Genomic DNA, 12,108 nt, shown 5'->3' on the forward strand with positions numbered 1-12,108 from the left:
CACCGTTAGGTGGGCGGGCTTTTTACACTGTCTACTCAAAGGGGATATTATCAATGTTGGTCTTTTTTTTGTACAAGTTGATCGCGAAGGTTACCTAAGTAACGTAAGCGTAACTTCTATCGAATTATCAACAAATGATCGATTTGGACGAGATTTCATGATTACGGTCAGTCCAATTAACGATACGATAAGCGCTTGTGCGGTAGCTTTCGCGTCTATACTCGAATCGAGTTCACCTGATTGGATACCTCGTTCGATCGTTTCTTGAAAGATGACAGAGAGGTACATTTGGTGTTCCCTTGTCAAAATCTCAAATTTCTCATCATGAGGGGCAAGTTCGACCATGGTATTGATGCAAAAGCATCCGCGGCTGAGACCTTCCGTATATTCCTCGTCGGCCACCTCTTTAAAAAAATGGCGAAACGCCTCTTTTACGGATGGATTGTTTTGAAGCTTCGTTCGTATCTCCGAAGCACGAGACATCGTGTATCTTCGTAGTGCGGATTCGAACAATTCCTTTTTGTCCCCAAAGGTTGAGTAAATACTGGGACGCTGAATACCCATTCGGGATGTTAAATCACTTAATGAGGTAGCTTCATACCCCTTCTCCCAAAAGAGCTGCATAGCTGCATCTAGTACTTTTTCTTCGTCAAATTCGCGTGTTCTTGCCATAAAGAGTTCCTCTCATTTTTTGTACTGAACGGTATTTTATATTTTATTGTTTTTCATCTGTGTTGTCAATTTCAGGACGGTTTCTCCTAATGTGAAAAGAATGTTGTTGACAGGAAAAGAAACAGTGGGATATATTAACTGGGCATAATAACGTACTGATCGGTATGTTATTTTGATCTAAACGTAAAACGAGAGGAGGTAAGGTGAAGACAGATGGAGGAAGTTAGCGAAAAAGTAACGACTAAAGCCGATAGGAAGGCGGATTCAGTGCTAGGCTCTCCCATGCCTCGCTATGTCACACTATTGTTTGCGGTTGCTTGCGGGATGTCAGTTGCGAATATCTACTTCGCGCAACCACTACTTGATCATTTGTCGATTGAGTTCGGAATTGACTATTCCATCATTGGGATTCTCATTACCCTTACGCAAATCTTTTATGCAGTAGGACTGTTATTGCTTGTGCCACTTGGCGATCTATGGAATCAGCGCCGCTTGATTATCGGTCAGATGTTTTTATCTGTAGTAGCGCTGGTTATCGTAGGGACTGCCTCCACCAGCACGGTACTATTCGCAGGTATAGCTGCGGTAGGATTGCTTGCCGTTGTGACGCAGACAATCGTTGCATTCGCGGCGACAATGGCTGCCCCTGCTGAGCGAGGACGAGTGGTGGGAATAGTTACGAGTGGAATCGTCATTGGCATACTTCTAGCGCGAACCATTGCAGGAGTTTTAACAGATCTTGCGGGGTGGCGTGCCGTATATCTGGTCTCTGCTGCATTTCTATTGGTTATGGTTTGCGTATTATTTCGAGTATTACCAAATAGGGAGCGAGAGGTAAAGGCGCTATCCTATCTCCAGTTGCTTGGATCGGTACTGATGTTGTTCGCACAAGAACGGCTATTACGTATTCGCTCTGTTCTGGCTATGCTGATTTTTGCTGCGTTTAGCATTTTGTGGACGCCATTGGTATTGCCTCTGAGTGCGCCGCCATTATCCTTGTCGCATACGGCGATCGGGGCGTTTGGCCTCGTAGGAGTTGCCGGAGCGGTAGCGGCAGCAAGGGCAGGGAAGCTTGCAGATCGAGGTTACGGACAGAAAACGACAGGTTTTGCCTTGAGTCTATTGCTACTATCGTGGCTGCTAATCAGCTATTTAGAACAGTCGTTATTTGCCTTGGCGATCGGGATTGTTTTGCTTGATTTGGCGGTGCAGGCCGTGCATGTTACGAATCAAAGTATGATCTTCACCTTGGGTGTAGAGGCGCGGAGTCGGCTCACAGCGGGGTATATGGTTTTCTATTCGATCGGCTCTTCTGTTGGCTCCATTACCTCTACCTATACATATGCGCATTTTGGTTGGGAGGGAGTATGCTTGCTCGGTGCCTCTGTCAGTGCTTTGGCTCTGGTGTATTGGGTAGTGACCAGACGCGTTTCGGCTATCCCAAGGAAGTAGAGCTACTAAAATAGTTCGGAGTAGAGATATATGAAATGAAACTATTCGGCTTCCAGAGCTGTTGACTGAAACAATTTTTGTAAAAGGAGAGATGGTCTGTGGAGATTGGGATTACTTCGTTTGTGGAAACGACGCCGGATGTTCAGACAGGTGAAGTGATGAGCCACGCACAGCGATTGCGAGAAGTTGTCGAGGAAATCGTCCTCGCTGATCAGGTTGGGCTAGATGTATTTGGCATAGGTGAACATCATCGCAAGGATTATGCTGCTTCTTCTCCAGCAATGGTGCTGTCTGCGGCTGCGCCACTGACAAAAAAGATTCGGCTGACCAGCGCAGTGACGGTGCTTTCTTCGGCTGATCCAGTGCGTGTTTTTCAAGATTTTGCGACACTCGATGGCCTTTCAAATGGACGGGCAGAGATTATGGCGGGACGAGGTTCCTTTATCGAATCTTTTCCCCTGTTCGGCTATGACTTGAATGACTATGATGAGCTGTTCGATGAACATTTGGAACTGCTCCTAAAAATACAGGCGTCCGAAAAAGTAACCTGGAGGGGCGGTCATCGACCAGCAATTCACAATTTGGGCGTATATCCACGGCCCGTTCAGAATCTTTTACCCATATGGATTGGCAGCGGAGGCAATCAGGAATCTGTTGTTCGTGCAGGTCTGCTGGGGTTGCCACTGATGCTAGCGATCATTGGTGGAAGTCCGCGGCAGTTTGCACCACTTGTGCAGCTTTACAAGAAGGTGGCCATGCACGCTGGTCATGACGTATCGCGATTAACGGTTGGGTCACATTCACTAGGATTTGTTGCAGAAGATACGGAATTAGCGGCAGATACATTCTTTCCTTCTACCCAAGCAGGAATGAATAAAATCGGAAGGGAGCGGGGCTGGGCGCATTATAACCGTGCTAGCTTCGATGCCGCACGCAGCTTCGAAGGGGCATTGTATGTGGGTGATCCGGAGACGGTTGCCCAAAAGATCATTCACCTTCGCAAACATGTAGGCATGACGCGCTTTATGATGTATGTGCCGATATCCACGATGCCACATGATCAGGTAATGAGAGCCATTGAGTTGTTAGGAACAGAGGTAGCGCCTCGGGTGCGAGAGGAAATAACCAAGTGGGAAGCAGAGACACAGCAAGAATCAACATTTGCTTAATGGAGGGATTCACGTGGATTTTCATCGTCGGGTACTACCGGAATTAAGGCAAACATTAGCGCAATTTCCTGGTTTTCAACTTGAAGAAAATTTGGAGTCAAGTAGGGCCATGCTGAGAAATCCGCCTATTGCGAAGTCAGAGCACGTACGTACCACAAGTCGAATGATTCAGGGCGCAGCAGGAGAGATGTTAGCGAAAATATATGAGCCCGCCCAGCGAACAGACAGCAAGCTTCCGGCCATGCTGTGGATTCACGGGGGAGGCTATGTGCTGGGGCACCCCGATATGGATGACGCTCTATGCGAACGCTTCGTACAAGCGGCTAATTGTGTCGTCGTATCGGTCGATTATCGTCTGGCTCCCGAGCACCCCTATCCAGCTGCCATCCATGATTGTTACGCCGGTTTAACGTGGATGACGGACGAAGCTGAGTCACTCGGCATCGACTTGGATCGGGTTGCGATTGCTGGTGCAAGCGGAGGAGGGGGGCTGACCGCAGCACTTGCTTTAATGGCTCGCGACAAGGGCGGACCAGCCCTTATTTTCCAAATGCCGTTGTATCCAATGATCGACAACCGTAATCGTACAGCATCGAGTTATGAAATTGAGGCTGAAAATGCAACCTGGAACCGAACAAACAATTTAACAGCGTGGAGCATGTACCTGGGCGAAGGTGCCGACGACAGCCAGGTATCCGCATATGCGGTGCCATCGAGAGCAGAAAACTTGGCGGGGCTGCCACCGACTTATACGTGTGTAGGACAGCTCGATCTGTTCCGAGATGAGACGATTGAATATGTGACGCGCCTTGCACAAGCGGGCGTAGAAGTAGAGTTTCATCTGTATCCCGGATGCTACCACTGCTTTGAAGTGTTTGTCCCCGAAGTGGAAGTGAGCCAGCGTGCCAGCCAAAGCTATATCGATGCGATGGCAAGAGCGCTTAATCCTAAATAATCGACGAGACAAAAAGCACAACAACTCATCGAGGGAGATCTCGGCGATTGTTGTGCTTTTCTATCATGTAGCCTTTAGAAGAAAATGTTTTTTCAGTAATATATATTTGGTTATATTTTTCTTGAACATATCGATTTACAAATTGTTTATAAAGTGAATATAATAATTAACGTTAGGAAAATATATTTTACAAATAAACAAACAATTCGGAAGTGAAGCACAACGTAAGGAAAAGGAATAATCTTACTAACGATTAGGAATGCTTTCTATGATGGCTTTCCTAAAATACCGCCAACAGCAGAGAGGAAGAAGAAGCTTACGTGGAAAACAAAGAACTGAAGAGAGGCCTGGAAGCCCGTCATATTCAGATGATTGCTTTAGGCGGTACGATTGGTGTTGGGCTATTTATGGGGTCAGCCAGCACGATCAAATGGACAGGCCCATCTGTCATGCTAGCTTATGCAATTGTAGGAATTTTTATTTTTTTCATCATGCGTGCAATGGGTGAAATGTTGTATATGGAACCGAGTACGGGTTCATTCGCGACTTTTGGGCATAAGTATATCCATCCGTTAGCAGGTTATATGACGGCTTGGAGTAACTGGTTCCAGTGGGTCATTGTCGGGATGGCAGAGATCATCGCCGTCGGGCAGTATATGCAGTATTGGTTCCCGGATTTACCGCCTTGGATTCCAGGCATAATTGCCATGGTGATTCTCGGTGCAGCAAACCTGGTCTCGGTAAAATCATTTGGTGAATTTGAGTTTTGGTTTGCCATGATCAAAATTGTAACGATCGTTTTGATGATTATTGCAGGGTTTGGATTGATTTTCTTTGGTATTGGAAATGGTGGAAACGCAATTGGATTATCGAATCTGTGGGAGAATGGCGGATTCTTTACAGGCGGTTGGACAGGCTTTTTCTTTGCTCTTTCCTTGGTGATTGGGGCGTATCAAGGCGTCGAGCTCATCGGGATTACAGCAGGAGAAGCAAAAGACCCGAAAAAAACATTAACGAGTGCAATCCAAAGCATTATTTGGCGCATTTTGATTTTCTATATTGGTGCGATCTTTGTTATTGTAACCGTTTACCCTTGGGATCAATTACAGGCAATCGGCAGTCCGTTCGTTGCTACTTTTGCGAAGATTGGTATTACCGCTGCTGCAGGTATCATTAACTTTGTCGTGATCACGGCTGCTATGTCTGGCTGTAATAGTGGGATTTATAGTGCAGGGCGTATGCTGTATACCTTAGGTGTAAATGGCCAAGCCCCGAAAGTTTTTACGAAGCTGTCTTCGAATGGTGTGCCGTTGTTAGGTACGATTGGTGTGCTGATCGGTCTGGGCATTGGGGTTATCTTAAGCTATATTGCCCCGGAAAATCTCTTCGTGTATGTGTACAGTGCGAGTGTACTGCCTGGTATGGTACCATGGTTTGTCATTTTGATCAGTCAAATCAGATTCCGAAAAGCAAAGGGTGCTGAAATGGACAGCCATCCATTCAAAATGCCTTTTGCCCCAGTGAGCAACTATTTGACCATTGCTTTTCTCATCATGGTACTCATCGGTATGTGGATCAATGATGACACACGCGTTTCCCTGATTGCGGGGATTGTCTTCTTGGCGATTGTGGTCATCAGCTTCTTTGCACTAGGAATTAGCAAGGCCGTACCACTGGACGAGCAATCAAACAAGAAATAACGAAAGGGACCAACATTTGTTGGTCCTTTTTTTGTTCATCAAATCGCCTTTGTACGGCATACCTACTTCGTTTATCATTAGGATGACTGGACTGGTTATCCGTCTTCGGTTGCCAATGTCCAGGCTCGTCAATGGGTAGACTAAAGCAGAATACTCATTCATGATCTGAGAAAAAAGGAGCATAAGAATGAAACAACGCAACTATACACCGTTTATCGTTATTCTCACTATAGCGATAAACACACTGATCGCCATTTTGTACTTCATGCCGAAAAATAATGATTTCAGCCATCTCGACCTGACGTTTCTGCCGTTTTTTAATGCGGTCATGAACAGTTTTACCTTTGTATTTCTGGTTGCCGCACTCGTTTCCATCGTGAAGTTCAAAAACATTAAGATGCATCGAGGATATATTTTTGCAGCCTTCTCGACAACCGCTCTGTTCTTGGTTTCGTATGTGATCTATCACGGAATGGCACCTAGCACTTCCTACGGGGGAGAGGGAATTCTGCGGCCGATCTATTACTTCATCTTGATTACACATATTCTGCTGTCGGCGCTTATCGTTCCTTTTGCGCTGATTACGACGGCACGTGGACTTAACATGAAGGTGGAAAAACATAAAAAAATTGCCCGCTGGACGATGCCAATGTGGCTGTATGTCAGTGCGACTGGCGTCATTGTTTACCTCATGATTTCTCCCTACTATTAATAAAAAAAAGAGCATTAGCTGCTGAAGCTAACGCTCTTTTTTTATGGACGAAGCTTTTATATTTTCGATTCACGTTTCTTAAACCAGCGTTTGGGCAGGAAATAAATGAGCCCGGACAATACAAGAAGAGCGGTTAAGATGGAGATAATCTCTAACACAGTCACATAGTTAAGGTCTTCCCATTCGCCCACATGCAGTCCGTAGAAGAAATCTAGAATGGGATCTTGTTTCAAGGCTGTAATGTGCCCTTCAGAAGAAACGGTCAGCCGCAGAATCGGATCTCTGCTGACGTACACTTTGAAAGAGTCACCTGATTTTGCAATCGATCTGATCTCAGACCAAGAATATTCCCCAGTTTCTACTAACTTCTCCCCTACATAGGCAATGGTTAGCTCTTCTGGTTTTGCGGGTACCTCGATCATTGTGGTTTTCAAGTCTGTGGCTTTTTCCTGATACCAAGGGACATTTAACAGGAGAAAACCAGTAATGGCCCACATTAGTAAGAAAAGGCTAACGATGAGTCCGATGTAGCGGTGGAAGTTACGGTTCCACTTCTTAAATAGCATGCAGGGTTACTCCTCTCGATGACGTTCTTGATGATGCAGTTACCAGTCCCATTGGCTTTGTTTCATTCCAACATTTTCAGCGAGTACGGAAGCAATCGGTTTCTTGATGGAGGCAAGTGAATTTGCCGTGCAGCTGGATTCTGGTTGATAATTCAATTCCTGCGCTTTTTGAATATTTGCTTCGGCTAGATTGTTGGTTTTGTTTGCTTGCTCATAACAGGGCGGTGAAATATACGTCTTGTTCGTGTGCTCCAATATGATTCGTGTATCGGGTGAGGGGCCTGCCTCAACGGGAATGGAAAGCACGCCAGCTACTACGACTACAGCACCAATGCCAATAAGAGGTACTCGCTTCATCATATTCACTCCATCTATTTAGTAAAGGATTGTCCAAATGAGCCGATTTATTGTAACACCTTATTTCCGAGTCAGTAATGGCTCATTGTAGCTATTTACATAGAAAAACCACCGCCTCCAATCGGGGACGGTGGTTGGTTAATCATTAAGAGAGCTCTTTGCCGTCTTCGTCGACACCCAGAGCTTGTCGTGCCATGATCTTGAACTCTTCCAGCCCTGATTTCAACGCAAAGGTGGCAAGAATGACGGGATACACGGAAGTCATTTCTGCGATATGCTCATGCATGTGCGGCCATACACGGCCTCCTGCTTTTTCGTAGCGTTTGATGAAATCAGCCAAGGCTGAATCGCCAAACAACAGATAAAAGACGGTAAAGTCCGTCGCCGGATCAGCGACCTCGGCCTCCGTCCAATCCAGGAGCCCCGTTACCTTTCCGTTTTCATCAACCAGGATATGCCCCGGATGGAGGTCACCGTGGACGAGAACGGAGTGAGCAGGCCAGAATGAATCATCCGCAAACCATTTTTGCCAACGATCCCATAGCGCCCCAGAAACGCCAAAGACGCGTTTGACTTCATTCATCTTTTCTCGAAGGCTTGCTCGTGCTTCGTTAGGCTGCATAACGCGGATACCAGCTTCTCGAGCAAGATCATGATGAATACCGTGTAACTCCACCAATGCTTCCGCCCACGTTTGTATGCACAGTTCAGGGAGAGATTCAGGATTCAAATACCACTCATAATTTTTGGTTTCCATATTGATCGTCGCCATCGGTATGCCACTTAGGATCGGATATGCGATGAATTCAGAGGTGTGAATCTGCCAATCAGGTACCTCGATACTGAGATGTTTTGCTACGAGATCTAATACCTTTTTCTCGTAACGAGCTGTCTCCACGACATCGTCCCGGCGCGGTTGGCGCAATACCCATGGAACGCCATCTATCGTACTTGCAAAAATTGCAAGAAAATCTAAGCCGGATTCATTCACTTTCACGGTAGTTGGGTCTACCAGGATTCCGTTGTTTTTCGCGATGGCGAGCATTTGCTCTACATTGTTTTTAGACATAATTAAAACACCTCATTCATGAATAGTTAAAATCAATCAAACACAAATAAACTCATCCCATCCCGTTTTTGAAAAGGCTGAGCCGACTCGGGGGCGTGTCGATTTTAACGAAGTCTCATGAATGCGATGCCCATTGCAATGTCCATCATTGAACCCTCCTATAATTGAAAACAAAGATAGTGTACCATGGAATCTAACGAATAGCGACGAGGAGATTAGCGATGATGAAATTGATTTCTTGGAATGTAAATGGACTTCGCGCATGTGTGAACAAAGGGTTTTACGAGTACTTCAAAGAAGCGAATGCCGATATATTTTGTTTGCAGGAAACGAAGCTGCAAGAAGGTCAAATCGAGATGGAGATCGGCGAGGAGTATCATCAATATTGGAACTACGCAGAGAAAAAGGGTTATTCCGGGACGGCTGTTTTTACAAAAATGGAACCGCTATCTGTGCGTTACGGCTTGGAAGAAGACTATGAGTCAGAGGGACGCATTATTACATTGGAGTTCCATGATTTCTACCTTGTCACGGTATATACCCCGAATGCGAAGCGTGATTTGTCGAGATTGGATTATCGGCTGGAATGGGAGGATCGGTTTCGGAACTACTTATCGCAGCTAGATGCGAAGAAGCCCGTGGTGGTTTGTGGGGATCTGAATGTCGCCCATCAAGAGATTGATTTGAAAAATGCGAAGTCCAATCGCAATAATTCTGGTTTTACTCCGGAAGAGCGTGAGAAGATGACGCGCTTGCTGGCAGCCGGGTTTGTGGATACCTATCGATATTTTTATCCGGATCAGACAGATGCATATACGTGGTGGTCTTTCATGCCGAAAGTGAGAGAACGGAATATCGGGTGGCGTATTGATTATTTTCTCGCGTCTGAGAGACTAGCTCCATCGTTGCTCGGGGCGGGAATTGACTCACAGGTGATGGGAAGCGATCATTGTCCGGTCGTGTTGGAGCTGGGGAATATCGAATAAAGAGCAAGGGGAAGGGAAGCATATGGGTAGTATGCCATCCCTGTAGTCAGCAATTATGAGGGTGAGTGACCTGAAATAGTAAAACTGCCTATAATCAAACAATTAAGACGAAATTGGATATAAGCGAACTTTGATATGAGGGAGTGGAGTTTCGTACAATGAAAACGAAAGACTTCTAATGAAGAGGGGATAGGATATTGCTAACCATAAATTTGTTACTAATTGCTTTTCTGATTGTTGCTACTGCTTTTTTTGTGGCAACTGAATTCGCAATTGTAAAGCTTCGCCCAAGCCGTGTAGACCAACTGGTCATGGAAGGGAGAAAGAATGCTCTTGCTGTTCAGAAAGTAGTTAGTAACCTGGATGGATATTTGTCAGCGTGTCAGTTGGGGATTACGTTGACAGCCATTGGCTTGGGGGTATTGGGGAAACCGACGATTGAAAGCATCATAAGCCCTTTTCTTACGCCTTATTTACCCGAACAAGTGGTTGCAGTTCTGTCGTTTGTGATTGCTTACTCACTCGTTACGTTTCTACATGTGGTTGTCGGGGAACTGGCACCGAAAACAGTGGCGATCCAAAAGGCAGAAGCGGTTAGCTTACTGTGTGCGAAACCAATTATTTGGTTCTATAAATTGATGTACCCTGCGATTTGGGTGTTGAATGGCTCTGCTGCTCTACTTGTGCGTTCATTCGGTATGAAACCGACCAAGGAGCACGAAGAAAGTCACTCAGAAGAAGAGCTGCGAATCATTCTGACGGAAAGTTATGAGAGCGGCAAAATTAATCAGTCTGAGTATGGATACGTTAGTAATATCTTTGCTTTTGATGAGATGCTGGCCCGCGAAATTATGGTCCCGCGAACAGATATGAGCTGCTTGCATAAGGAATATACCCTTGAGCAAAACCTGCGAATCATGAAAGAAGAGCAATATACCCGTTTTCCGGTTATATCGCAAAACAAAGATCATATTATCGGGATGATTAACACGAAAGAGTTCTTTCTGAATTATGCCGATGATCCAAATTTGGATTTTTCCAAGCTCATCCGACCGTTTTTGACGGTTTCAGAGGCTACTCCTGTAAAAGATCTTTTGAAAAAAATGCAGAAACAAAGAACGCATATCGCTATCCTGATTGACGAATATGGCGGTACCTCCGGAATGGTTACGATCGAAGATATTTTGGAGGAAATTGTAGGTGAGATCCGTGATGAATTCGACGCGGAGGAAAAAGCCGAAATCGAAATCGTGGAAGAGAACAGCCATGTGATTGTGGACGGAAAGGTACTGCTCTCCGAGGTGAACGATTTGCTTAACGCTAATATTAATGAAGAAGAGCTCGATACTATCGGCGGTTGGCTATACAGTCAAAATTCGACGCTCAAAGAAGGTATCCAATGGCAATACGATGATCTCGTCTTTACGATCAGAAAGAAAGATAAGCATCGCATACGGAAGATTGAAATTCAAAAAGCAGTAGAAGTTCCAACTCGTGAGCTGCAGGACGTAACGTAATCAAAAGATGGGGATTCCCCATCTTTTTTCTTTTGTTTTGAGTGGTGAAATATACGCTATTCAACGAATGAGCCTAACATGAATAGATTATAAAATCGAAAATAGGTGTACAAGGCGCGAACATAGTGTAAAAAGGATGATCATCCTCACGATAAAATTTTTGAAAGGAGAGAGGGAAAATTAACGATAAGCGGGCTAACACATTTAATCAGAAGATATTGCCACTCCTCTTCCCTCCACAGGGTTGTCCGGCAATTTTTCCGGGACCGACATTAGACCCACCCGATCCGCCCGATCCGCCTGACCCGCCTGACCCGCCTGATCCTCCTCCAGGAGTGACGGGAGCAACGGGAGCCACTGGGGCGACAGGACCAACGGGCGCGACTGGAGCAGCTGGTGGTGCAACTGGAGATACTGGAGCCACGGGACAAACGGGAGAAACTGGAGAAACTGGAGCACCGGGGACACCGGGAGTTCGAGGGGAAACAGGGGCCACGGGAGAAACAGGTGAGACAGGTACAACCGGAGCTACCGGGGCAACAGGCATTACTGGTACGACAGGAGACACTGGAGCCACGGGTCAAACAGGAGAAACGGGGATAGCTGGGGCTACTGGAGCTACGGGTCAAACAGGAGAAACGGGGGTAGCTGGAGCTACCGGAGCTACGGGTCAAACAGGGGAAGCAGGAATAGCTGGAGCTACTGGGGCCACGGGTCAAACGGGAGAAACGGGGATAACTGGCGTTACAGGAGCTACGGGTCAAACCGGGGAAACGGGGATAGCTGGAGTTACAGGAGCCACGGGTCAAACAGGCGAAACGGGGATAACTGGAGCCACTGGAGTCACTGGAGTCACTGGTCAAATCGGAGAAACGGGGGTAGCTGGAGCTACCGGAGGTACGGGTCAAACAGGGGAAGCAGGAATAGCTGGAGCTACTGGGGCCACGGGTCAA

Annotated in this window: 11 protein-coding genes and 1 pseudogene; 8 read left to right on the forward strand and 4 right to left on the reverse strand. The window is 46.2% G+C overall.

Annotation, left to right across the window (positions count from 1 at the left end):
* Window positions 1–90: 90 nt before the first annotated feature.
* Window positions 91–672, reverse strand: a complete 582-nt coding sequence (locus ACQ5DJ_RS29485; protein ID WP_429845550.1) for a TetR/AcrR family transcriptional regulator — start codon at window positions 670–672, stop codon at window positions 91–93.
* A 213-nt stretch (window positions 673–885) separates the two neighbouring features.
* Here ACQ5DJ_RS29485 and ACQ5DJ_RS29490 point away from each other — a divergent pair, with 213 nt between their 5' ends.
* The 5 genes from ACQ5DJ_RS29490 (at window position 886) to ACQ5DJ_RS29510 (ending at window position 6,660) form a co-directional block, all read left to right on the forward strand.
* Window positions 886–2,124 (forward strand): MFS transporter, encoded by a 1,239-nt coding sequence (locus ACQ5DJ_RS29490; protein WP_429845551.1) that lies wholly within the window; start codon window positions 886–888, stop codon window positions 2,122–2,124.
* Window positions 2,125–2,222: 98 nt separating this feature from the next.
* Window positions 2,223–3,293 carry an LLM class flavin-dependent oxidoreductase gene (locus tag ACQ5DJ_RS29495; protein WP_429845552.1) on the forward strand — a complete coding sequence of 357 codons (1,071 nt, stop codon included), beginning with the start codon at window positions 2,223–2,225 and terminating at the stop codon, window positions 3,291–3,293.
* A 13-nt stretch (window positions 3,294–3,306) separates the two neighbouring features.
* Window positions 3,307–4,248, forward strand: a complete 942-nt coding sequence (locus tag ACQ5DJ_RS29500) for an alpha/beta hydrolase (protein ID WP_429845553.1) — start codon at window positions 3,307–3,309, stop codon at window positions 4,246–4,248.
* Between the two features lie 320 nt (window positions 4,249–4,568).
* Window positions 4,569–5,948, forward strand: coding sequence for an amino acid permease (locus tag ACQ5DJ_RS29505; RefSeq protein WP_144618145.1), 1,380 nt, complete (start codon window positions 4,569–4,571; stop codon window positions 5,946–5,948).
* 187 nt (window positions 5,949–6,135) lie between these two features.
* Complete coding sequence (locus ACQ5DJ_RS29510) at window positions 6,136–6,660, forward strand: DUF420 domain-containing protein (protein WP_429845554.1); 525 nt, start codon at window positions 6,136–6,138, stop codon at window positions 6,658–6,660.
* Window positions 6,661–6,716: 56 nt separating this feature from the next.
* On the opposite strand, the gene ACQ5DJ_RS29515 is transcribed toward ACQ5DJ_RS29510, so the two are convergent.
* The 3 genes from ACQ5DJ_RS29515 to mphJ all read right to left on the reverse strand — a co-directional run bounded on the left by ACQ5DJ_RS29515 (window position 6,717) and on the right by mphJ (window position 8,652).
* Window positions 6,717–7,226 (reverse strand): PepSY domain-containing protein, encoded by a 510-nt coding sequence (locus ACQ5DJ_RS29515; RefSeq protein WP_429845555.1) that lies wholly within the window; start codon window positions 7,224–7,226, stop codon window positions 6,717–6,719.
* Window positions 7,227–7,265: 39 nt separating this feature from the next.
* Window positions 7,266–7,586, reverse strand: a complete 321-nt coding sequence (locus ACQ5DJ_RS29520) for a hypothetical protein (protein WP_429845556.1) — start codon at window positions 7,584–7,586, stop codon at window positions 7,266–7,268.
* A gap of 142 nt (window positions 7,587–7,728) precedes the next feature.
* Complete coding sequence (mphJ, locus tag ACQ5DJ_RS29525; protein ID WP_429845557.1) at window positions 7,729–8,652, reverse strand: macrolide 2'-phosphotransferase MphJ; 924 nt, start codon at window positions 8,650–8,652, stop codon at window positions 7,729–7,731.
* A 224-nt stretch (window positions 8,653–8,876) separates the two neighbouring features.
* Here mphJ and ACQ5DJ_RS29530 point away from each other — a divergent pair, with 224 nt between their 5' ends.
* The 3 genes and pseudogenes from ACQ5DJ_RS29530 to ACQ5DJ_RS29540 form a co-directional block, all read left to right on the forward strand.
* Window positions 8,877–9,638 (forward strand): exodeoxyribonuclease III, encoded by a 762-nt coding sequence (locus ACQ5DJ_RS29530; protein WP_429845559.1) that lies wholly within the window; start codon window positions 8,877–8,879, stop codon window positions 9,636–9,638.
* Between the two features lie 197 nt (window positions 9,639–9,835).
* Complete coding sequence (locus tag ACQ5DJ_RS29535; RefSeq protein WP_429845558.1) at window positions 9,836–11,155, forward strand: hemolysin family protein; 1,320 nt, start codon at window positions 9,836–9,838, stop codon at window positions 11,153–11,155.
* Window positions 11,156–11,373: 218 nt separating this feature from the next.
* Window positions 11,374–12,108 (forward strand): annotated as a pseudogene (locus ACQ5DJ_RS29540) (collagen-like protein); the annotation flags it as partial.

Origin of the sequence: Brevibacillus sp. FIR094, from assembly GCF_050477165.1 — a bacterium.
In the GTDB taxonomy this organism is placed as follows: Bacteria; Bacillota; Bacilli; order Brevibacillales; family Brevibacillaceae; genus Brevibacillus.